This window comes from Sporosarcina highlanderae (assembly GCF_030433715.1).
Classification (GTDB): Bacteria; Bacillota; Bacilli; order Bacillales_A; family Planococcaceae; genus Sporosarcina; species Sporosarcina highlanderae.
Genome location: NZ_JAROCC010000003.1, coordinates 221430 through 243328, shown reverse-complemented (window position 1 = coordinate 243328; position 21899 = coordinate 221430). Strand labels below are relative to the sequence as shown.

General features: G+C 42.0%; 20 protein-coding genes and 1 other annotated feature. Of the genes, 3 read left to right on the top strand and 17 right to left on the bottom strand.

The window, feature by feature from the left end:
* Positions 1–88 precede the first annotated feature (88 nt).
* From murC to P5G49_RS05750, 7 genes are all read right to left on the bottom strand, one after another.
* A complete protein-coding gene (gene murC / locus P5G49_RS05780; protein ID WP_301242532.1) occupies positions 89–1402 on the bottom strand; it encodes a UDP-N-acetylmuramate--L-alanine ligase in 1314 nt (437 codons plus the stop codon).
* Positions 1403–1452: 50 nt separating this feature from the next.
* On the bottom strand, positions 1453–3645 hold the full coding sequence (locus tag P5G49_RS05775) for a DNA translocase FtsK (RefSeq protein WP_435877192.1): 2193 nt from the start codon (positions 3643–3645) through the stop codon (positions 1453–1455).
* A 495-nt stretch (positions 3646–4140) separates the two neighbouring features.
* Positions 4141–4746, bottom strand: coding sequence for a YtpR family tRNA-binding protein (gene ytpR / locus P5G49_RS05770; RefSeq protein WP_301242530.1), 606 nt, complete (start codon positions 4744–4746; stop codon positions 4141–4143).
* Positions 4743–5561, bottom strand: coding sequence for a DUF1444 domain-containing protein (locus tag P5G49_RS05765; RefSeq protein ID WP_301242529.1), 819 nt, complete (start codon positions 5559–5561; stop codon positions 4743–4745). Before P5G49_RS05765 ends, ytpR begins: the two co-directional genes overlap by 4 nt.
* 75 nt (positions 5562–5636) lie before the next feature.
* On the bottom strand, positions 5637–6155 hold the full coding sequence (locus tag P5G49_RS05760; protein WP_301242528.1) for a hypothetical protein: 519 nt from the start codon (positions 6153–6155) through the stop codon (positions 5637–5639).
* An 88-nt stretch (positions 6156–6243) separates the two neighbouring features.
* The gene (locus P5G49_RS05755; RefSeq protein WP_301242527.1) at positions 6244–6762 is read right to left on the bottom strand and encodes a DUF84 family protein; all 519 of its coding nucleotides are present in this window, start codon (positions 6760–6762) and stop codon (positions 6244–6246) included.
* A 105-nt stretch (positions 6763–6867) separates the two neighbouring features.
* Positions 6868–7941, bottom strand: coding sequence for a M42 family metallopeptidase (locus tag P5G49_RS05750; protein ID WP_301242526.1), 1074 nt, complete (start codon positions 7939–7941; stop codon positions 6868–6870).
* A 201-nt stretch (positions 7942–8142) separates the two neighbouring features.
* On the opposite strand from P5G49_RS05750, the gene P5G49_RS05745 reads away from it, so the two are divergent.
* Complete coding sequence (locus P5G49_RS05745) at positions 8143–8457, top strand: hypothetical protein (RefSeq protein WP_301242525.1); 315 nt, start codon at positions 8143–8145, stop codon at positions 8455–8457.
* 49 nt (positions 8458–8506) lie between these two features.
* On the opposite strand, the gene P5G49_RS05740 is transcribed toward P5G49_RS05745, so the two are convergent.
* The 5 genes from P5G49_RS05740 to pepV are packed head-to-tail and all read right to left on the bottom strand — an operon-like array spanning position 8507 to position 13301.
* Complete coding sequence (locus P5G49_RS05740) at positions 8507–9352, bottom strand: YtnP family quorum-quenching lactonase (protein ID WP_301242524.1); 846 nt, start codon at positions 9350–9352, stop codon at positions 8507–8509.
* 26 nt (positions 9353–9378) lie between these two features.
* Complete coding sequence (trmB, locus tag P5G49_RS05735; protein ID WP_301242523.1) at positions 9379–10023, bottom strand: tRNA (guanosine(46)-N7)-methyltransferase TrmB; 645 nt, start codon at positions 10021–10023, stop codon at positions 9379–9381.
* A 16-nt stretch (positions 10024–10039) separates the two neighbouring features.
* The gene (locus tag P5G49_RS05730; RefSeq protein ID WP_301242522.1) at positions 10040–11014 is read right to left on the bottom strand and encodes an NERD domain-containing protein; all 975 of its coding nucleotides are present in this window, start codon (positions 11012–11014) and stop codon (positions 10040–10042) included.
* A gap of 29 nt (positions 11015–11043) precedes the next feature.
* Complete coding sequence (dat, locus tag P5G49_RS05725) at positions 11044–11895, bottom strand: D-amino-acid transaminase (RefSeq protein ID WP_301242521.1); 852 nt, start codon at positions 11893–11895, stop codon at positions 11044–11046.
* Positions 11895–13301 carry a dipeptidase PepV gene (pepV, locus tag P5G49_RS05720; RefSeq protein WP_301242520.1) on the bottom strand — a complete coding sequence of 469 codons (1407 nt, stop codon included), beginning with the start codon at positions 13299–13301 and terminating at the stop codon, positions 11895–11897. The genes dat and pepV overlap by 1 nt, the downstream gene beginning before the upstream one ends.
* Before the next feature lie 261 nt (positions 13302–13562).
* On the opposite strand from pepV, the gene P5G49_RS05715 reads away from it, so the two are divergent.
* Complete coding sequence (locus P5G49_RS05715; protein WP_301242519.1) at positions 13563–13781, top strand: DeoR family transcriptional regulator; 219 nt, start codon at positions 13563–13565, stop codon at positions 13779–13781.
* A 43-nt stretch (positions 13782–13824) separates the two neighbouring features.
* Here the strand turns inward: P5G49_RS05715 and P5G49_RS05710 are convergent, their stop codons facing one another.
* Positions 13825–14550 carry a pseudouridine synthase gene (locus tag P5G49_RS05710; RefSeq protein WP_301242518.1) on the bottom strand — a complete coding sequence of 242 codons (726 nt, stop codon included), beginning with the start codon at positions 14548–14550 and terminating at the stop codon, positions 13825–13827.
* A gap of 3 nt (positions 14551–14553) precedes the next feature.
* A complete protein-coding gene (locus P5G49_RS05705; RefSeq protein ID WP_301242517.1) occupies positions 14554–16170 on the bottom strand; it encodes a putative polysaccharide biosynthesis protein in 1617 nt (538 codons plus the stop codon).
* Between the two features lie 130 nt (positions 16171–16300).
* Here P5G49_RS05705 and P5G49_RS05700 point away from each other — a divergent pair, with 130 nt between their 5' ends.
* Positions 16301–17563 carry a BaiN/RdsA family NAD(P)/FAD-dependent oxidoreductase gene (locus P5G49_RS05700; RefSeq protein WP_301242516.1) on the top strand — a complete coding sequence of 421 codons (1263 nt, stop codon included), beginning with the start codon at positions 16301–16303 and terminating at the stop codon, positions 17561–17563.
* A gap of 154 nt (positions 17564–17717) precedes the next feature.
* Here the strand turns inward: P5G49_RS05700 and leuS are convergent, their stop codons facing one another.
* From leuS to P5G49_RS05685, 3 genes are all read right to left on the bottom strand, one after another.
* The gene (gene leuS, locus P5G49_RS05695) at positions 17718–20132 is read right to left on the bottom strand and encodes a leucine--tRNA ligase (RefSeq protein ID WP_301242515.1); all 2415 of its coding nucleotides are present in this window, start codon (positions 20130–20132) and stop codon (positions 17718–17720) included.
* 73 nt (positions 20133–20205) lie between these two features.
* Positions 20206–20421: a binding site (T-box leader), on the bottom strand.
* Positions 20422–20518: 97 nt separating this feature from the next.
* Positions 20519–21169, bottom strand: coding sequence for a 3-oxoacid CoA-transferase subunit B (locus P5G49_RS05690; protein ID WP_301242514.1), 651 nt, complete (start codon positions 21167–21169; stop codon positions 20519–20521).
* Between the two features lie 18 nt (positions 21170–21187).
* Entirely contained in the window at positions 21188–21874 is a 687-nt protein-coding gene (locus tag P5G49_RS05685) for a CoA transferase subunit A (RefSeq protein ID WP_301242513.1), read from the bottom strand.
* Positions 21875–21899 lie beyond the last annotated feature (25 nt).

The window sequence follows — 21899 nt, the reverse complement described above, 5'->3', positions numbered from 1 at the left end:
CAGCCCTCTTTACCTTTTTCGACATATTTCTCAAATTCCCTTTATTTTTCTTGAAAGAAATAAAATAAAAACAGCCGACCCATCGGGATCAGGCTGTTTCCTCTTTTTCAGTATGTTCAGTGAAAGTATTCATATACTTTTGAATATCACCAGCGCCCATGAATAGATAAACCGCATTCCCATGCACATCGAGTGCATCAATATTCTCTAAAGTTATATGCTTGGCTCCAGGAACTTTATCAACTAAATCATTAATGGATAAATTTCCGGATTGCTCACGTGCAGAACCAAAAATATCACATAAATACACATGATCCGCTGTCTGTAAGCTATCGGCAAATTGTTGGAGTAATGCCGCGGTTCGTGTGAATGTATGGGGCTGGAATATCGCAATAATTTCCTTGCCCGGGTATTTCTGCCTTGCGGATTGCAATGTTGCTTTTATCTCAGTTGGATGATGTGCATAGTCATCTACAATAACCCTTCCATGAGATTCCGTTACAGAAAAGCGCCTTTTCACTCCATTAAAGGTTGCAAGTCTTTCCTTAATACCTAAAACTGCAATTCCTTCATAATGGCAAAGAGCAATGACACCAAGTGCATTTAAGATCGCATGGTCTCCAGGTAATGCTATTGTGAATGTCTCGTAAAACTCATTTCTTACATACACATCAAAAGTACTACCCTTTTCGGATTTTTTAATATTTTTTGCAGAGAAATCATTTCCTTCATCAAAGCCGTAGTAAACTACAGGGACATTCGCTTGTATTTGTTGTAAATGGATGTCATCCCCACAAGCGATAATTGCCTTTTTCACATGCTTTGCCATTTCTCCAAAAGCGTCCATGACGTCATCAAGGTCTTTAAAATAATCTGGATGGTCAAAGTCAATATTTGTCATGATGGCGTAATCTGGTTCATAAGCAAGGAAATGACGTTTGTATTCGCAAGCTTCAAATGCGAAATACGTACTATTTTCGACACCTTTCCCCGTGCCGTCACCAATTAGATAGGAGGTAGGGGCATTCCCTGACAAAACATGGGCCAATAGTCCAGTTGTCGACGTCTTTCCGTGAGAGCCGGCTATACCGATTGAAATGAATTTTTTCATATATTCAGCTAAGAATTCATGATAGCGGATTACCTCAACACCCATTTCACGGGCTTTTGCAATTTCGGGATGACTATCCGGGTAAGCATTACCAGCAATTACAGTCATTCCGTAATCAATATTATTTTCATCGAAAGGTAAAATCGTAATTTTTCTTTCATGCAATGGGTCTTCCGGAAAGAAATACTTCTCTATATCCGAACCTTGTACAGCATGAGAGGAATCATGAAGAATCTGTGCAAGGGAGCTCATCCCTGATCCTTTGATTCCCGTAAAATGGAACAATGTCATATTGTAACCTCCCGAGATCGTTTCTGTTCCTTCATTGTAAATCCAAGGTTCTAAAAAATTTCCAAGGATTTATCAGTTCTATTAAGGTATTGCTCGAATTCGTTTTCCGTTAAAAACACATCACGTGGTTTACTTCCCTTTTGCTCGGAGATGAAACCTAATTCTTCCATGCGGTCCATCAATTTTGCAGCACGGTTGTAGCCAATGCTAAAGTTCCGTTGCAACAGGGATGTCGACGCACTTCCTTGATTTATAATGAAAAGGCATGCATCTGCAAATAGTGGGTCGGATTCCTCTTCTTCAATTGAATTGGCTAAAAGATCATCCTGACCAAATAGGTAATCAGGATCCGCCTCGTTCTGAACGTGTTCTATTATACGTTCAATTTCGGCATCCGTGACAAATGTACCTTGTAATCGGACCGCAGATGATTGGCCATTTCCAAGATAGAGCATGTCACCTTTTCCTAAAAGCCTTTCCGCCCCAGGCGTATCAATGATTGTCCGGGAATCAATTTGGGATGAAACTGAAAATGCAATTCGCGTCGGTACATTCGCCTTGATTGTACCAGTAATGACATCAACGGATGGCCGTTGTGTTGCGATGATTAGATGGATACCGCAGGCTCTTGCCTTTTGAGTTATCCTACCTATTGAAACTTCAACATCCGCTGGCGCCATCATCATCAAGTCTGCGAGCTCGTCAATTACGATTAGCAAGTATGGAAGTTTAAGCGAAAATTTACGATCCTTTTCGACCATGTCGTTGTATCGTTCAATATTTCTTGCTCCAACATGGGCAAATAATTCATACCGTCTTTCCATTTCCCCAACAGCCCATTTCAAAGCAGCAGTAGCCGCCTTAACATCTGTTATTACAGGGCTAATTAAATGAGGAATACCGTTAAATGGTGCAAGTTCAACCATTTTAGGGTCAATCAAAAGCATTTTCAAATCGGTCGGTGAAGATTTATACAGTAAACTTATCAGTATGGAATTTATGCATACCGATTTACCAGACCCTGTCGCCCCCGCTATCATTCCATGCGGCATTTTGCGAAGGTCAAGCGTAACCGGTTCCCCAGTTAGGCTAAGTCCAAGTACTGCTTCCAAAGGCGATTCAGACTCTTGAAATCTTTTTGTTTCTATTACCTCTGAAATTCTGACTGCCCTTGGCTTTCGGTTTGGAATTTCAATACCAATCGAGCTGGTTCCAGGGATTGGTGCCTGGATACGGATATCCTCAGCTGCAAGAGCTAATTTCAAATCGTCGGTTAGATTTCGGACTTTACTTACTTTCGTTCCATGTCCGACCGTCAATTCAAATCTCGTTACTGTGGGACCTTGCACTGCTTCGATAACGTTGGCTTGAATGGAAAAGTAGGAAAGTGCCTCTTCGAGTTTAGTCGACTGAGCCTGAAGCCATTCGGTATCCTCGATATGCGCTTCAGGTTGAATAAGGTAATCTTTAGACGGAAGTGCATAATAGGGAGGATTCATTTCTTCATCCATATTAATTTCCTGCTCATTATTGTTACGAACAATCTCTATTTCCTTATTTTGAACACTTTCATTTGTTTTACGTTCCATTAGCTTCTGTTTATCATTTTTCAACATCAATACATTGAAAGGGACAATTCGTTCTTTTTCCCGTGGCTTTTCTTCTGACTCTGAAATTCCTTGAGGTGCAATTGGGTCTTCTGTTTCAATTGGTTCTTCTGTTTCAATAGATTCAAGCTCAGAAGTTGGTTCATCACTGACATTAATTTCATTTGCTTCAATTGCTTCACTTGCACCATCAACAACAGTGTCTTTTACGTTTGAAACAATAGTTTCTTGATGTTCCCGCAAATGGTCATTATCATCTATTGATTTCTCAACTTTTTCGTCACTGTCACTAAGCTCCGGTAAATCACTACGACTACGTACACTTATTTGAATATCATTATTGGAAGTATGTGCATGATTTTCTGAATCAATGCGGTCAAGTTTAGCAGTAACCTGTATGTTTTCATCCAAATTCGGTTCATTTTTTTCGACCACTGTTTTATTTGAGGATAGATTCGTATCGACAACCTCAACTTTACTTATACTTTCCATCCGTTGACCTTGTTTCATAAAGCCGTACACAGGTGAGGGAACTTGTGTTGGTGTGAATGGACGCTTATTTTGCTTTCGTACAGTCAAACTACTATCTTCTTTTTTGTCGGTTGTGTTTGCAAGATTCAATTTGGGTTCATTCATTGGATTCGAATTGTACTTCGATGATGATGTTGCCCTATAAATATTCCCTGTTTCTTTTTCACCTGGCCATCTTTCATTTTTATACAAAGGAACAGGCGTGAAATCCTCTTCATCATCCAATATTGTTACCAGTTTTTCTGTTTCCTTTCTTGCATTATCAGAATCTGGTTCCCAACCATAGATTTCAGCATCAGTTATGATTGGAAATCGAAAAACAGGTTTATCAATCAAGTCTTCCTCTTTATCATCAACATCACTATCCATAGTATATGTATCTTCATTACTTTCATCTTTTTCCGAATCAATTAATCTGTTCATAAGTTTTTTAAACCAAGTCAATACTATCACTCTTTTCAAGTCGATCATTCTATTTTAGCAGGTTTTTACCGTTTAAATCAATTGGAGGGCCAAAATAAGAAAAACGTACTGTTTTTCACAGTACGTTGGACTGATGTTGACGGTTAGTTAATTGGAATGACTGCCAACTACTAAAAGTTAGATAGTGAATGGCTCACCGATGCGAGAGTCCTCGGGAAGGACCAAGATTCCTTTTTCAGTAGGCGCATCTAAAAGATTAAGTTCTTTTGCAGAACAAATCATACCCGATGAAGCAATTCCTCTTAACTCCGCGTCGCGAATCACCATACCAGAAGGCATTACAGCTCCTACTTTTGCCACGACCACTTTTTGACCCGCATCGACATTTGGTGCGCCGCAGACGATTTGGAGTTTTTCGCTTCCAACATCCACTGTGCAAACACTTAATTTATCGGCATTTGGATGCTTATCCTTCTCCATTACATAACCGACCACAAATTTCGGAGAAAAGTCCACATCCAATTCCAATTCTACACCATTGGATTTTAATGCATCGTTCAACTTGCTGACAATTTCCTCTGTCGTTTCAACTTGTCCATTTGATTTGATCTCCACATAGTTTGAAGCATTGAAAACGTTGAATGCAACGATTTCTTTTGAAGTTGCGTCTTTTATTAACGTGATTTCATTGACAGTTGTTATTTCTGTTTCCTTTGGACGATCAGTCGTCAATTGTACAAGAAGAACGTCCCCAACACTTTTTCGATTGTAAAAGATATTCATTTCTTTTTTCTTTCCTTTCTCGCGACCCGATTTTTTGCCATTATAAAGATTGGTTCTAATTTACCAGCTTCATAAATGAAAGACAATGATGTGACTGGAACTGCCCCTACTGTGAAGAACTGCATTGTCATTTGTGCAAGCACATCATAACCTGTGTCGTTTCTAATGTCGCCGATGATTAGTACGTCTTGATGGGGGACAGATACTGTCATATGCCCTTCAATTTCCTCTTCCATCTCTTTCAAAAAAGCCTGGTTCAATATTCGGCTTGCGTCATAACCATCATTGTTATTAACAAAGTAAAAAATATTACCGGCCACTTCATCTTTTTTCATATTAGTTGGCAATGATCTTACTTTGAACAGTGCAGATTCCATTATTTCATGTTCTGACATGCCGAGGGCGTCCAACATTGTTTCATCTATAAGCCGATATGTCGTCCCCAAATCCAATGCATAAAAGATTCTTGTTTCAGCCGTATGGTCCTTCACGATGAATCGATCTCCGGCCTTGGACGTTTTTGGAAAAGAGGTTGAACGGATAACCGGGTAAATCGCGCCTTCTTTTTTGAAGCCTTCCGACTGTTCTAGTTCCATTGCATTAAACGTTTCTTTAATGGTGTAAATCACTTCATTAATGGCTGTTTCTTTTTTCGTCTCGTATTTCGCCAAAATTTCCGGCAATGAAATATCCATACCTTTTTTCAATACAAGGTGTTCTAAACGGACTTTATCTGTTTTTCTGTCAAAACGCCATTGCAAGTTTTCAGATGGAAGACGTTCTTTCAACAGCTCCACTAACTTTGAAGAATTCATGTTCCTCATCCTTTCTAAAAACAAGCGGCCGCTCGTCGCTTCATATTGCGCCGTGTGACCGCCTAAGTTATGAAATTATCGCTGACCTTGTTCGATGGAACGTACAATTTCCATCATATGGGCCATATTGCTTTCTATGTTCTTTTTCTTCGTAATTGTTGTCATCTTAATCCCACCGACACTTGTAATGAGTTCGACTTGATCTTCGCCTTTTTTCAGAACAGATGCAAAGCTGAAATAGCCATCATCAGTGAATACTTTCTCAAAATGGACTGATTGGTCGTTTCGTTCCATTAGGTCGTAGAATAGGCGGCTATCTTTTTTTTCATTAGGATTGATGAAAAGAAGAAATGTCTCATCGCCTTTTTTCATAATAATATTTTGTCCATTGGAACTCTTTGAAATCGTAAAACCGGCTGGCTTATATAATGAAATATCTTCGACTTCATCATTTACAACTTTGTCGTTTAATTCGAAAGCAGTTTTAGCCGCAGCAATTCCGTCCGCAGCCTGTTCTTCAAGCGTTTTTCCACAAGCGCTAAGTACTGTTATCGAAAGTAGTGTCAGGAATAGGAATTTCCATAAACGGAACATCCGGCTTCCTCCAATCTAATTAAATAGCCGATTTCTATTTTAAAGATAATACTCGCTATATGCAAATATAGTAGTTCACACCTTCGATTCAATTTGTTTGGTGAAATTTTAATTGGCCTATTAATAATTGCATGATGTGTTCGAAGAGTTGGTCGCGGGTTACCGCTTGGGCTGTGAACATGCCGATTGCGCCTTCGCTGTGGCGGATGCCGCTTGCTTGGAAGTATTCGTCGACCACAACTCCTAATTCTCGTCCCTTATGTAATTCAGCGGCAATGCTTTCAGGTAATGGGATTTGTGCTCCTGCGGCTGTGAATTTTTCTCCTGAAGGTAAAACAAGTGCGCCCCAGTTGCAGAGGAACATTTCGTTCTCTACCATTCGGACGCCGCCTTCGAGACCGACTCCAATTGCACCTTCTTGTTCCATTGCTGCATTTGTCGCTCGATTTAATGCTCCTGTCCGTGTTTCTTCATCTCCAAATGGTTGATCTTTTACTCCTGAAGGTACTTTCACCTCGTGGAGTTCACTACCTATAAAGTGTTTATCAATGATTGTGCGAGCCGCTTTGACTTTAGCTTGGTTCGTTGACCCAATGATGAATTTCATGCTGTTACTCCTCTCTATGTACGATTAATTGAGTGCTTGTGGGATTTAACGAGAGTTTAAACGAAAGACCATCCTCGTAATGAAGGATGGTCTTTAGGTATATTATCAAACGTTACTCTTAATTGTCTCAACAGTTGTTTTATCGCATGCTTTGACGAGTTTTACAAGAAGTTCTTTTGCGGCCGCGTAGTCATCAGTGTGGATGATCGATGCAGCTGTGTGGATATAGCGTGAACAAATTCCGATTACGGCACTTGGTACGCCTTCGTTTGAAACGTGTACTTGGCCAGCATCTGTTCCACCTTGGGAAATAAAGTACTGGTAAGGGATTTTATGCGTTTCAGCCGTATCGAGAATGAACTCTCTCATTCCACGATGTGTCACCATCGAACGGTCAAAAATACGTAGAAGTGTACCCTTTCCAAGTTGGCCGAATTCATTTTTATTGCCAGAAGCGTCGTTCGCAGGGCTTGCATCCAATGCGAAGAATAGATCAGGGTTGATCATCCGCGCTGCAGCTTGAGCACCACGAAGGCCGACTTCTTCCATTACGTTCGCACCTGAGTAGAGCGTGTTCGGCAATTTTTCGCCATGAACTTCTTTTAAAAGTTCGATCGATAGACCGCAGCCATAGCGATTATCCCATGCTTTCGCTAAAATTTTCTTTTCGTTTGCCATCGGTGTAAATGGGCAGATTGGAACAATTTGCTGTCCTGGACGAATACCGATTTTGATTGCATCGGCTTTATCATCAGCACCGATGTCAATAAGCATATTTTTAATATCCATCGGCTTGTTTCGAACTTCATCGCTAAGCAAATGAGGTGGAATTGAGCCGATGACACCGACAACTGGGCCAGCATCAGTAATGATTTGAACCCGTTGCGCAAGTAGCACCTGACTCCACCAGCCACCAAGCGGTTGGAAACGAAGCATTCCATTATCTGTAATGGACGACACCATAAATCCGACTTCGTCCATATGCCCTGCTACCATAATTCTTGGACCGTCTTCCGGGCCTTTACGGACACCGAATATTCCTCCAAGATTGTCTTGAATTAGTTCATCAGAGTACTTCCCAAGTTCTTCACGCATATAGGCACGAACCATATGTTCATTCCCCGGTGCTCCCGGTAGTTCGGTTAGTGTTTTAAACATTGTTAACGTTTCGTTGTTCATAAAGAGCTTCCCCCATTTCAATATGTACTCCTTTAAGTATAATGCAGGAGTCAAAAACTATCCATCCCGAATATTTAGCTTTTCGAATTAATTTCACGACAACGAAATTCACATATCCCTTCATAACGAATTTAAAAACATCATTAAAATATGGTACACTTGGGTGAGATTGAATGAGATTGATTGAGGGGGTTTCAAACGATGAAAGTAAAGGATTTCTTGTCAGGGGTCTTAACAGGTGTAGCTGCTGGATTAATTGTCAATCAGGCATTCGAAAAGTTGAACCCGAAAACTCCGGCAGAACGTGTCTTGAGTGATGTGAAGGAAGCCTTCAAAAAAGAGGGTCCAATTGATGGGTCTTGGATTGTGATGAAGCCAGAACCATTTACAAACAATGTTTTATCGATGGAAGTATACAGAGGCGGTATTTCACGTATTCGAAATGGCGAACTTGAACAATTTGAATTTGCAGCGAATGCAGAGACAGGTACTGTTGTTGAATTGGTTCAGAAGTAAAAAAAGAAGTGAAAAATACCGTCACACGTTTTTTAGTGTGACGGTTTTATTATCTCGTCCTTGCAATCGATTCTGTAATTTCTTTTCCGCTTTCATCCCATTGGACAAGGCGGTAAACTGCGTCATGATAAAAGATGAATCGATAACCGTTCGCTAATCCTTCTTTCATCAATTTCTCCTTTGCAAAGATTGACGTCATTGGGTAGTCATCATACGCAAGCACCCAAAGTGGATTGCTATGCGCATGTGTAGGCATGATATCTCCCATATGAAGGATCGTTTCATCGTTTTGAGTCAGTTTAATAATGCTATGACCGTCACTATGTCCTCCCGTATGGATCATTTCAATGTTAGGCATTATCGTTAATCGTTCTTTAAACGTTTTCACTTGATGCTGGACAGGTTCCCAATTCTCTTTCCAGTATGTGTTCCTTGAGCGGATATTGGGATTCCTCATTTCCTTCCATTCGACTTCAGAGACATGAATTTCAGCGTTCGGAAAAATCGAAACAAGCTCATTATCTACATAGCCGGTCAAACCAGCAGCATGGTCGTTATGAAGATGCGTCATAAGGATGATATCGATATCCTCTACCTTTAATCCAAGTTGCGATAGGCTTTCTTCCACCTTCGTCTCTTCATGCACCCCAAGATTACGCTTCATCTTATCAGATAGTTTCCCTTTACCAATTCCGCTGTCTATCAGGATGTTTTTTCCTTCATAGCTTATCAAAATGGGATCGGTTCTTAGCTCTATCAAGTTATTCTCATCCACTTCATACTTCCGGGACCATAAAGCCTTAGGCACCACCCCAAACATGGTACCCCCGTCAAGAAAGTTCACACCGCCATCGAGCCAAGTTATTTTCATACCGTGAAATGTATATGTATCCAAAAAAACATCCCCCTTTTGTCACTTGTCTAATTGTTAAACATTGCCTCCAACCTGTAGATTGGTTGTCCCTTTGCAGAAAACTTTTCTTCGTACTCCGTCATGATATTGTCTTCAGGCATTTCCACGTGTAAATCCAAGGAGACCTCCTGAAGAATCATGCCGTATGCCGATATAGATACAAGCGAGTATTCGAATAGCTTGCGATTATCCGTTTTGAAATGGATTTCACCTTTTTTCTTTAAAGCTCTTTCATATCTTGCCAAGAATGATTCATGAGTAAGTCTCCTTTTGGCATGTCGGGTTTTTGGCCATGGATCTGAAAAATTCAAATAGATACGATCCAATTCTCCTTGTTTAAATAACTCCTCCATATGGGCGCCATTTCCTCGCAGTAGTCGAAGATTCGAAGGTTTTCCCGCCTCAATGGCCTTTTCCAACGCAGATACGATGACATTGTCAAAATGTTCGATTCCAATGTAATTGATCTCTGGATTTGCTAATGCCATTCCGATGATGAATTGCCCTTTTCCTGTTCCTACTTCTACATGAATCGGGTTTTCATTGTTAAATATTCCCTTCCAATCCCTCACTACTTCTTCATCTTCATTGATCAGGATATCCGGATGTTCTTCCATGAAATCTTTTGCCCATGGTTTATTGCGAAGCCTCATTTATTTACACTCTTTTCTATTCGTTATTATCATTTTCATACATTGAATCCAATCTGCTGAAAGCGGTAGTCTGTACATTATCCAAGATAGATTGTGCCGCTTTGAATTGGTTGAACTTCATTGGAAAGGTGGACTTCTGGAGAGAAGTGAACCATTCATTATACGTTCTGCGGTCTATGATAGTTATATCAAACGGGGTTCCTGGGTAATCGATATAGCCGTTCCGCGAAATCACGATTTTTTTAATAGGGAAGTCAATTCCCTGAGTCGCGAAAATTCCTGAAATGATTTTTTCCATTCGATTAAGTCCGATAAGTGGATTAAGAATTCTAGATTCCTTTGTACCAACCTTTTTCGCCCAAAACCGATCTCCACTTGCAACAAAAGCCGCAATATCTTCTTGTTCGACAACTGTGATGCACAGGCATTCAAGCGGTGTTACCAAGATAACATCCACTTCAACCGGGGCTTTTTTCACTTGGAGGATCGGATAATAGAATAGCAGAAAACTATCGGGAAGCTGTTGTGTGAAGCTCCTAAGCAAAGTATCTTTCATGAACCTTGCATCTAAGTGAGAGCTATGTCGTAATGTTGAGCTTGCCCATTTTAATTGAAAATGAAATAGCTGATCTAAGAACAGCTTCCGAAGATGTTCAAGATTACCCGGGCTTGAAAGGACGTTTGGGTTGAATCCAAACATATCCAATTCATTACTTTCATCCGTTCCGGCATCCTCTTCCTCAGGTTCAAATTCCCTTTCCTTTCTCTTACCAAACAAACTTAAAAGAGGGGTAAACCATTTCCCCTCTTCAAGCTGCTCTTCATCCACATGAGGAATTTCTTGCCGCTCCGAAAAATTCGCACCGTTTTCCCACTGGACTTTCATCCTCTCCCACTGCGATTTTTTCAACCTGATATATTGTGTCGGATAATGTGATAAATCATTTTCATACCGGGATACATAATCAAGCAGTTTGACGAGCTGCGCCAATTCCATCAACTCCAATCAATCAACAATTATCATTCTCCTGCTACAGAAACAGGAATCTGACGAGCAAAAGCCTCCTGCAATTTCTTCGTTAACGGCCCAGGGACGCCGGACCCTATCGCTTTTCCATCAATCGTGATAACTGGGGTAACTTCGGCTGTCGTTGAAGTCATGAAAAATTCATCCATCGCGAGAGCTTCCTCGGGGGCAAATGCTTTCTCTTCGACAGGTATTCCATTTTCTTCGCATAGTCTTAATACAACCCGGCGCGTAATCCCATTTAAAATGAGATTCGAAGCAGGATGTGTGTAAACAATACCATCTTTGATACCAAACATATTGGTTGAAGACCCTTCCGTCACTATTCCGTCACGGACGAGAATCGCTTCCGCGCAGTTCGCCTCAAAAGCTTCTTGCTTCGCAAGGACACTCCCCAACAAGTTCAAACTTTTTATGTCACAACGGAGCCATCTTATATCGTCAACAAATATTGTCCCTACTCCGTTTTCGATAGTTTTCATGGGCCTTTGATTATGAACTGCATACGCCGTTACTACCGGAGCAACTTCAGGGTTCGGGAACTGATGGACCCTTGAAGAAACACCGCGGGTCACTTGCATATAAATATGTCCTGTCACGATTCCATTTACTTTAACTAATTCCTTGGCAATATCGATTAACTGCTGTTCTGAATAAGGGATGGTCATTTTAACTTTTGTTGCACTTTGAGACAGGCGCTCAAAATGTTCTTCTGCCGTATATAACTCACCATCATATACTTTTACGACTTCGTAAACACCATCTCCGAAATAATAACCTCTGTCATCAATAGAAATAGTTAAACTATCCTTTGCTAAAAACTGCCCGTCAATAAAGTGTATCATCAACTTTCCCCTTCCTCATCTGACGCTAAACGGCTAATTGCCGCCGCGTAAATAGCTGTCGCTTTTATAAGGTCCTCTATATATACATATTCGTCCGCTTGGTGGGCGACATCATCCCTACCCGGGAAAAGCATTCCGAAAGCGACTCCTTTATCTAACACACGGGCGTACGTACCGCCACCGATTGATAAAAGCTCCGCCTCTTCACCAGTATAAGTCGTATAAACATCCTGCAAAGTTTTAATGAACGGATCATTTGCATCCACATGATGCGGTTTCGAATTGGATTTGACCTCTAATTCAAAAGGTGCATCCTTTAACCGTTCATTGCAATTACTAACTTTCTCTTCAAACGGATACGTAACCGAATACCGCATGCTTACATTAACCCGTCCTCCTTCTTCAGGAGTATAAGAGACGATGCCAGCATTCAAAGTCGTATCACCCGAAATTTCATCGTTAAAATCAAGGCCAAGGTAACGTCCACGCGTTTCATTTCCAAATGCATCCACAAGGAATTGTGTAAAATCCTTTGATGCACCTTCTGTGAAAATTTCATTCAAGAAGGATACAAGGACAATCGCAGCATTCACACCGTTGTTGGGCTCCATCGCATGCGCGGATTTTCCGTTGACACGTATGGTTGTCTCATTTTCGTTTCCTGTAGTCGAAGCTCCGTAATCATAACGATCCAAAAAACTTTCAAAACGGTCTTTTATTTCTGAGTATCCAATACCGATGACAGCTTGAGCAACGTCTGGAACCATATTCGTCCGACTTCCTGATTCGAAGGCAAGCAATTGTCCATCCGGCGTATTCGTTTTTTGAGAAAAGACCAATGATGAAATTCCCTTTTCCGCATTGATGATCGGGAAATCCGCATCCGGAGCAAAACCGATTGTCGGCATCTCCTCTTTTTCAAAATAGCGTCTTACACAACGGAATCCGCTTTCTTCGTCAGTGCCAATAATGAGTCGTACCCGTTTATTCAGAGGGATCCCTGCCTCTTTCACCATTTTCATGGCATGCCAAGCTGCAATTGTCGGGCCTTTATCATCGATTGCACCACGCCCAAATAACTTCCCATCCTTGACAGTACCTTCGAACGGTCCATACGTCCAGTTACTTCCGGCCGGTACCACATCAACGTGGCAAAGGATTCCTAATAGTTCATCGCCCTCGCCCATTTCGATATGCCCTGCCATGTTATCGATATTTTTGACGGTAAAACCTGCTTTCCTACCTTCTTCCAAAAGCCAGTCCAGCGCCCGCTTCGGTTCAGGACCAAACGGCGCATCCTCTGTAGACAAGCTTTCATCAAGGACGGAAGGGATTGAAACCAATTGCTTTAAATCATTAATTACAAAATCTTGTTTACCCAATGCTTTTTCATTCCAATTTACCATTCCAAACACCCTCTTTCTCCATTCTTATTTTCACATGTTCAGCTCAGAAAATAAAGTACCAAGCAATATTTACATTGAATTAACAAAAAATTCTTTTACTATTGTTTAAAATAAGTTATAATTGTATTATCGGATTCATCCGACACAGCGTTCTGCTGAAAGGAGTGCATTGTCAGGGGCCAATTTCAACTTGCATAGGTAACATTCAATAGTCTCATGCCCATAGATTTGGAAAATGAAGATGAAGGAGTGGTTCCACAGTTGAATACCGCTACTGATCGTATGCTTATCCGTATTAAGGACGTCTATTTGTACATCCTTGACCGGGGCATCGTTACAACCGAAAACGTAGTAGAAGAATTCGGCATCACAAACCGTACCGCACAACGGGATTTGAACGTTCTTGAGTATAATGAACTCATTACAAGCCCAACCCGCGGTAAATGGACAACAACTCAGAAAAAAGTTAAATTACCCTGACGATATCACTTGCACTTTTTTAGGATATGAAAAAGCTGAACTGTCAATCCAGTTCAGCTTTTTCATTTTGAAGCAGAGCCAATTCATCTGCAGTCAATTCCCGATATTCCCCTAACTTCAATCCATCGTCCAACTTCAAAGTACCCATAGTAAGTCGTTTCAAATAGATGACCCGCTTACCTACAGCCTCGAACATCCGCTTGACTTGATGGAATTTCCCTTCCGTAATCGTCAGTTCAATTTCGGAGATATCGGCAGATTTTAATATCCGGAGCTTTCCTGGTTTGGTGAAATACCCGTCATCGAGTGTAACCCCCTCCGCAAACCTTTCGATATCTTCATCAGTGACAACACCATCAATATGAGCAAAATACGTTTTCGGAACTTCCTTCTTCGGTGATAATAATTCATGCGCAAGCTTTCCATCATTAGTAATCAGTAAAAGACCTTCAGTATCCTTATCAAGTCTGCCAACCGGGAATGGCTCGAAATGCCGGTATTCATCATCTAACAAATCAATAACAGTTCGATCTCGATTATCCTCAGTTGCTGAAATGACACCTTGTGGTTTGTGCAACATCAAGTAGATGAATTCCCTGTAAATGACCCGTTCACCAAGAATTGTTACTTCATCCGCTTCAGGATCAACGTGTAGTGCTGGATCCTTTACCGGTACACTATTCACCTGTATGGCACCTTTCTTCAATAGCTGGCGTACCTCTTTTCGTGATCCAAATCCCATATTCGCCAGTAATTTATCTAAACGCATTTTTTATCCTCCAAAACCAAGCTTCTTTGTAATTTTAGTTAATTTATCGCCAAATAATTTCTGTGCAAGACCTGATTTCAGAGACAGAGCTCCATATACTACAGCTCCAACAAACGCACAAATCAAGACATAGAGCAATGCTTGCATCTTGCCGCCGACAGGACTGATAGCAAGCAAGCCTTTTAATGTGAAGTTAACCGCAACAAGCATGATGACGTTAAAAATCCCGATAAGGATCAATCGTCTGAACACCATTCTCGAGTGGTAATTCAGGACCTTCGAGATAACCACAAGATTGATTATAACAGCTACCCCATATCCGATTGCCGTTGCTGCTATCGCACCGTTCACTTCGAAAAGCTTGATAAGAGGGATATTTAAAACCATTTTAACCAATAAACCAGTCAACGAAGTGAAGACAATCCATTTATGCTTATCGATCCCTTGAAGGATGGCTGCAGTCACGGTGAATAAGCCAAACAGGATTGCAACTGGCGCATATGCAGACAAAACTGCTGAGCCGACAGCATCCTTGCTGTAAAGGAACGTATAAAATTCATCAGAAAGGACAATCAGTCCTAAAACCATTGGAATCGTCAAAAACAGCATGATCTGATAGGTTTGATCAAGAGATCGAGTGAGTCCTTTCTGGTCGTTCTTTGTGTAATAACCTGTGATAACAGGAATAAGAGCCATTGAAAAACCTGTTGCAACCATAACAGGGATCATAACAACTTTATGTGTAAGGAAGTTGAGCATCGTTAATATTTCATCCGTAACGGTTGAAAGGCCAATTGATATCATAGCTCCGTTGAATGTAATCATATCCACGAATTGGTAAAGAGGATTGATAACACCAACTAGGACAAATGGAATCGTATACCCGATTACTTCCTTATACATGTCGAGGAATGAAATATTACTAGCAGGTGGACTGCTTTCATATAAAGTTGTAAACTCAGGCTTGTATTTCAACCAATATTTATACAGTACAATCAAACCCGCCAGTGCCCCGATAAATGCCGCAAATACAGCGAATTTCACCGCAATTCGTGGAGATAAATCAAGTACGTTCACTACGAGATAAGATCCAATCAACACAACCAAAATCCGGATAATTTGCTCAACAAGCTGGGAGACGGAGGTTGGTTCAAACTTCTGATTACCCTGTAAATAACCCCTGACAATACTCATAAGCGGAACAGCAAGCAATGCATAGCTGACCCACTGGATAACTGATTTAATCTCATCTATCGTGAAAATTTGTTCATTGTCACGAATAACAAGTTTTGCAATTGGTTCTGCCATGAAAAACAAGACTAAGAACGACAACATACCGGATATTGTCATGACAAGCATCCCAGACTTCATTAACTTCCGACCGGTTGCATAATCACCCATCGCATTATATTTCGAAACAAACTTTGAAATGGCAAGAGGAGCACCCGAAATGGCAATCGCCAAAGCCAAGTTATAGGGAATGTACGCGTATTGATACAAACCGATATTCTCTTTCCCGACAATCGCATAAAACGGAATGACGTATAAAAGACCGAGCGCCTTCGATAAAAAGAGCCCGATTGTTAAAATGGCCGTGCCTTTTACAAGATTTGATGACATAGTTGATCCTTCCAATCTTAAGAACTACTTGACAAAGCTACCTACAAGTTTACCCCCAGCAGACACTTTTCACAATGATTATTGGACACTTCATGTATAATGGAGAAAAACTGAAAGTGTGGTTCCATCTATGTATGACGTTATAATCATCGGCGGGGGTCCCTCAGGGTTAATGGCCTCCATCGCTGCAGCTGAAAAGGGAGGCAAAGTCCTCCTTATAGATAAAGGAAAAAAACTTGGCAATAAATTATCCATTTCAGGGGGCGGACGGTGCAATGTAACCAACCGTTTGCCATTGGAAGAAATCGTAAAGAACATCCCAGGCAACGGGAGGTTTTTATATGGCCCGTTCTCTGTCTTCAATAATGAAGATATTATTGCCTTTTTTGAAGGCCTTGGTGTGCCATTGAAAGAGGAAGATCATGGCAGGATGTTCCCTGTTTCAAATAATGCTAAGGATGTCGTGAATGCATTGCTTGGTGAGATGGATCGCCTGAATGTCGAGATTCGTTTAACGACACGTGTCAAGAAATTGCTAATGGATGATGAAAAGATCTTAGGGGTACGACTTGAAGATGGCGAAGAAATCCGCGCGAATGCGGTTGTCGTTGCTGTTGGCGGTAAAGCAGTCCCGCAAACCGGAAGCACAGGGGATGGATACCCGTGGGCTGAAAAAGCTGGTCATACTGTTACTGAATTGTATCCGACAGAAGTTCCTCTACTGTCAGGTGAATCGTTTATCCAATCAAAAGAATTACAGGGACTTGCATTGCGTGATGTTGCTGTATCCGTATTGAATGCAAAAGGGAAAACATTGGTTACACATCAAATGGACATGTTGTTCACTCATTTCGGATTGAGCGGTCCTGCGATTTTACGATGCAGCCAGTTTGTCGTTAAGGAGCAGATGAAAAACGGCGGTAAGCCTGTTGAGATGCGGATTGATTCAATGCCATCGATGAATGAAGAAAAGGCATTCCAGATGATTTCAGGTATGTTGAAAGAGGATCCGAAGAAAGCGGTGAAGAATAGTTTGAAGGGAATCGCACCTGAGCGATGGCTACTGTTTTTATTCGATCGAGCGGAAATTGACGCTGCCGATACCGGCGCGGGGATTTCTAATGAAAAAATCCGTAAGTTAGCTGGCTTGTTGAAAGGTTTTCCTATGACGGTGAACGGTACGCAGCCGATTGAAAAAGCGTTTGTTACTGGCGGTGGGATTTCCACGAAGGAGATCGAACCGAAGACGATGGCGTCGCGGAAAAAGGCCGGACTTTTTTTCTGCGGCGAGATATTGGATATTCATGGGTATACGGGCGGTTATAATATCACTTCCGCGCTTGTAACTGGACGGATTGCGGGGATGAATGCCGGGGAGTTTGCGAGGGAATGAGTTTGTCATGTAGACGGCAGGTTGTTGAGCGCGGAATCCAATTCTTGAGCGCGACATGACGATTCTTGAGCGCTACAAGAATATACTCCAATAAGAATCCAACAAAAAAATCCACGGAAAAAGAATTTACTCTTTTCCGTGGATTTTTCATTTATTAAACAGCTACAATATTAACCAATCTTCCTGGAATTGCAATTACCTTCTTTAATTCCTTCCCATCGATCCATTGCTTCACTTGATCGTCCGCAAGTGCGACCTTTTCAAGATCTTCCTTCGTAATGTATTTTGCGACGTTAATTTTCGCACGGACTTTACCGTTGATTTGTACAGCAATTTCCACTGTGTCATCAAATAGTTTTGATTCATCGAAGGACGGCCATGCAACGTAGGAAATCGATTCGCTATGACCTAACTTCTCCCAAAGCTCTTCTGCAAGATGCGGAGTAATTGGTGAAATCATGATTACAAAGCCTTCAACGAATTCTTTAGGAATCGAGTCGACTTTATACCCTTCATTGATGAACACCATCATTTGCGAAATCGCAGTGTTATTGCGCATTCCTTCATAGTCTTCAGTTACTTTCTTCACAGTTTGGTGATAGACCTTTTCAAGTGCACCACCCGAATTTCCACCAATTTTCGAGCTTAGCGTTCCATCTTCGTTGACGAATAGACGCCAGATGCGATCCAAGAAACGGCGAGCTCCGTCAAGACCATTCGTTGACCACTCTTTCGAAGCGTCAAGAGGGCCCATGAACATTTCGTAAAGGCGAAGTGTGTCTGCACCATGAGAATGTACGATGTCGTCAGGATTGATGACATTTCCAAGTGACTTGGACATTTTCACATGTCCTTCTCCAAGGATCATTCCTTGGTTGAAGAGCTTTTGGAAAGGCTCTTTCGTTGAAACAACGCCGATATCGTATAGAACTTTATGCCAGAAGCGTGCATATAGAAGGTGAAGTACCGCATGTTCCGCTCCGCCGACGTAAATGTCGACCGGCAACCAGCGTTCCGCCAGTTTCGGATCAATCAGCATTTCATCGTTATCCGGATCGATATAGCGCAAGTAGTACCAGCAGCTTCCCGCCCATTGCGGCATCGTGTTCGTTTCACGGCGGCCTTTCATGCCTGTCACAGGATCAACAACATTGACCCACTCTTCAATGTTCGCAAGTGGTGATTCACCAGTTCCACTTGGCTTGATGTTATCCGTTTTCGGCAACATCAATGGCAATTCAGATTCATCGACTGTTGTCATTGAACCATCTTCCCAATGGATAATTGGAATTGGCTCGCCCCAATAACGTTGTCTCGAGAATAACCAATCGCGAAGACGGTAAGTGATTTTCTTTTCACCCTTGCCGTTTTCAACGAACCAGGCAATCGCCTTTTCAATCGCTTCATCTTTTCCAAGACCGTCCAAGAAATCGGAATTGATATGTTCTCCATCGCCAACATACGCTTCTTTTGTAATATCGCCGCCAGCAACGACTTCCACGATCGGCAATTTGAATTCAACAGCAAATTCGTAATCCCGCTCATCATGTGCGGGAACCGCCATGATTGCACCAGTTCCGTACGTTGCAAGGACATAATCGGCAATCCAGATCGGCATCTTCTCGCCGCTTGCAGGGTTGATCGCGTAAGAGCCTGTGAATACGCCTGTCTTTTCTTTCGCAAGATCTGTACGTTCCAAGTCACTCTTCGTTTTCACTTTATCCAAGTAAGCGTCAACCGCATCTTTTTGTTCAGCAGTCGTGATTTGTTCAACAAGCTTATGCTCAGGAGCAAGGACAGCATATGTCGCACCGAAAATCGTGTCTGGTCGAGTTGTGAAAGCTTCGAATGAAAGATCTGTTCCGTCAATTTCAAACGTCAATTGCGCACCTTCAGAGCGGCCAATCCAGTTCCGTTGCATATCTTTCAAGCTATCTGGCCAGTCAAGATCATCCAAATCCTCAAGCAAACGGTCCGCATATTCCGTAATACGCAATACCCATTGGCGCATTGGACGACGCTCAACCGGGTGACCACCACGTTCTGATTTCCCGTCAATTACTTCTTCATTCGCAAGTACTGTTCCAAGAGCCGGGCACCAGTTGACAGGCACTTCATCGATATACGCCAAGCCTTTTTTATACAGTTGGATGAAAATCCATTGCGTCCATTTGTAATACTTAGGATCTGTCGTATTCACTTCACGATCCCAGTCATAGGAGAAACCAAGATCATTCATTTGGCGTTTGAATGTTGCAATGTTTTTCGCCGTGAATTCAGCAGGGTCATTACCCGTGTCAATCGCATATTGTTCAGCCGGGAGACCGAAAGCGTCCCATCCCATTGGGTGAAGGACATTATAGCCTTGCTTTCGTTTGAATGAGCTCAAAATATCCGTAGCAATATAGCCAAGTGGATGGCCAACGTGAAGCCCAGCACCGGACGGATATGGGAACATATCAAGCGCATAGAATTTCGGTTTTGTTTCATCGTCGACCATTTTGTAGGTCTTATTGTCTTTCCAATATTGTTGCCACTTCTTCTCGATCTGTACATGTTTGTAACTCATTTGGTTTCATTCCTTCCCTTAATATTCAAATCGCGTTTGTTTGCGGAAATAAAAAAACTCCCGTCCCTTAACGATAAGGGACGAGAGGTATGTATACTCCCGCGGTGCCACCCAAATTGACGGCAATGCCGCCCAACTTGTTTCCTTAACGCGGAAAACGGCACCGGTTACTATTCGTTCACCGATACAGGCTCATAGGCGAGTTCATCGTAGTCGTACAGGCTCGCACCAACCGCCTGCTCTCTTTGACCGACCGTACCGATTACTAATTCCTCTTCATTGCCAACGCTATTTGAATTCAGTTTATTGTAGTGTACCCGAAAATGTTCCAATTTACAACAACTATAAAAATGCCAAGCCCATTATCGAGGACTCGGCATTCTAAATTAATTCAAATTCAAATTCACTTTCAATTCAGCTTCCGTCGAGTTAATGACGTCTTCGACCGTAAATCCTTCGAAAACTTCCTTCAGTTCCAATCCGTCCGGCGTTACATCGATCAACGCACGTTCCGTGATGATTTTATGGACAACGCCTTTTCCTGTTAACGGCAGTGAGCATTCTTTCTTTATCTTCGCGGATCCGTCCTTTGCAACATGATCCATTATGACAATGATTTTCTTTGCGCCATGCACAAGATCCATCGCGCCGCCCATACCTTTGATCATTTTGCCGGGAATCATCCAGTTTGCAAGATCGCCTTTTTCGGACACTTCCATGCCCCCTAAGATTGCAACATCCACATGGCCTCCACGGATCATTGCGAATGACTCTGCGCTATTGAAAAATGCTGATCCAGAGATTGTTGTAACCGTTTCCTTGCCCGCGTTGATTAAATCTGGATCGACTTCATCCTCGGTCGGATATGGTCCAATTCCAAGAAGACCGTTTTCCGATTGAAGCACGACTGTTTTATCATCCGAAATATAGTTAGCGACCAAAGTCGGCATGCCGATTCCAAGATTTACGTAGTCACCATCGTTAATTTCCTTTTCCGCACGTCTAGCAATTCGTTCTCTATAATTTATAGTCGTCATCGTGAACAATCCCCTTCCTTATCGCGTCGTTAACCGCTCAATTCTTTTTTCCTGATCAGCTTGCAATAATCCTTGTACATAGATGCTTGGTGTGTGGATTGTTGCAGGGTCCATCTGACCAGTTTCTACAATTTCCTCAACTTCAGCAATCGTCACACGTCCTGCTGCCGCCATCATCGGATTAAAGTTTTGTGCCGTCTTGTTGTAGATCAAGTTCCCAAGCTTATCCGCCTTCGCTGCACGAATCAATGCAAAATCGGCCACCAACGCTTTTTCAAGGACATATTCCTTGCCATCAAAAACTCTTGTCTCTTTACCGTCGGCAACAGTTGTTCCAACCCCCGCTGGTGTGTAAAAAGCAGGAATGCCAGCACCACCGGCACGAATCTTTTCAGCAAGCGTACCTTGAGGAGTCAGCTCCACTTCGATTTCACCGGAAAGTACTTGACGTTCAAATTCCTTATTTTCCCCAACATATGAACCGATCATTTTTTTAATCTGCTTTTCTTTTAATAAAAGGCCTAAGCCCCATTCGTCTACGCCACAGTTATTTGATATGATTGTCAAATCCTTTACGCCCTTCTCGACCAAAGCCAAAATAAGCTGTTCGGGAATCCCAACTAAACCAAAGCCACCTACCATTAAAGTTGAACCATCTTCAATTTGCGAAATCGCTTCCATTGCTGTTGAATAAATCGGTTTCATTTCGCTTCCCCCTTCAATTACTTAG

What these genes read in the sequence shown, in the direction of transcription:
- P5G49_RS05765 (WP_301242529.1), bottom strand. Translation starts at nt 5,561, where the DNA reads ATGAATTCTTCAAAGTTAGTGGAGCTGTTGAAAGAACGTCTTCCATCT.
- P5G49_RS05750 (WP_301242526.1), bottom strand. Translation starts at nt 7,941, where the DNA reads ATGAACAACGAAACGTTAACAATGTTTAAAACACTAACCGAACTACCG.
- trmB (WP_301242523.1), bottom strand. Translation starts at nt 10,023, where the DNA reads ATGAGGCTTCGCAATAAACCATGGGCAAAAGATTTCATGGAAGAACAT.
- P5G49_RS05690 (WP_301242514.1), bottom strand. Translation starts at nt 21,169, where the DNA reads ATGACGACTATAAATTATAGAGAACGAATTGCTAGACGTGCGGAAAAG.
- P5G49_RS05775 (WP_435877192.1), bottom strand. Translation starts at nt 3,645, where the DNA reads ATGAATGAACCCAAATTGAATCTTGCAAACACAACCGACAAAAAAGAA.
- ytpR (WP_301242530.1), bottom strand. Translation starts at nt 4,746, where the DNA reads ATGAATATCTTTTACAATCGAAAAAGTGTTGGGGACGTTCTTCTTGTA.
- P5G49_RS05700 (WP_301242516.1), top strand. Translation starts at nt 16,301, where the DNA reads ATGTATGACGTTATAATCATCGGCGGGGGTCCCTCAGGGTTAATGGCC.
- P5G49_RS05710 (WP_301242518.1), bottom strand. Translation starts at nt 14,550, where the DNA reads ATGCGTTTAGATAAATTACTGGCGAATATGGGATTTGGATCACGAAAA.
- P5G49_RS05755 (WP_301242527.1), bottom strand. Translation starts at nt 6,762, where the DNA reads ATGAAATTCATCATTGGGTCAACGAACCAAGCTAAAGTCAAAGCGGCT.
- P5G49_RS05760 (WP_301242528.1), bottom strand. Translation starts at nt 6,155, where the DNA reads ATGTTCCGTTTATGGAAATTCCTATTCCTGACACTACTTTCGATAACA.
- pepV (WP_301242520.1), bottom strand. Translation starts at nt 13,301, where the DNA reads ATGGTAAATTGGAATGAAAAAGCATTGGGTAAACAAGATTTTGTAATT.
- leuS (WP_301242515.1), bottom strand. Translation starts at nt 20,132, where the DNA reads ATGAGTTACAAACATGTACAGATCGAGAAGAAGTGGCAACAATATTGG.
- P5G49_RS05685 (WP_301242513.1), bottom strand. Translation starts at nt 21,874, where the DNA reads ATGAAACCGATTTATTCAACAGCAATGGAAGCGATTTCGCAAATTGAA.
- murC (WP_301242532.1), bottom strand. Translation starts at nt 1,402, where the DNA reads ATGACATTGTTCCATTTTACGGGAATCAAAGGATCAGGGATGAGCTCC.
- P5G49_RS05705 (WP_301242517.1), bottom strand. Translation starts at nt 16,170, where the DNA reads ATGTCATCAAATCTTGTAAAAGGCACGGCCATTTTAACAATCGGGCTC.
- P5G49_RS05745 (WP_301242525.1), top strand. Translation starts at nt 8,143, where the DNA reads ATGAAAGTAAAGGATTTCTTGTCAGGGGTCTTAACAGGTGTAGCTGCT.
- dat (WP_301242521.1), bottom strand. Translation starts at nt 11,895, where the DNA reads ATGATACACTTTATTGACGGGCAGTTTTTAGCAAAGGATAGTTTAACT.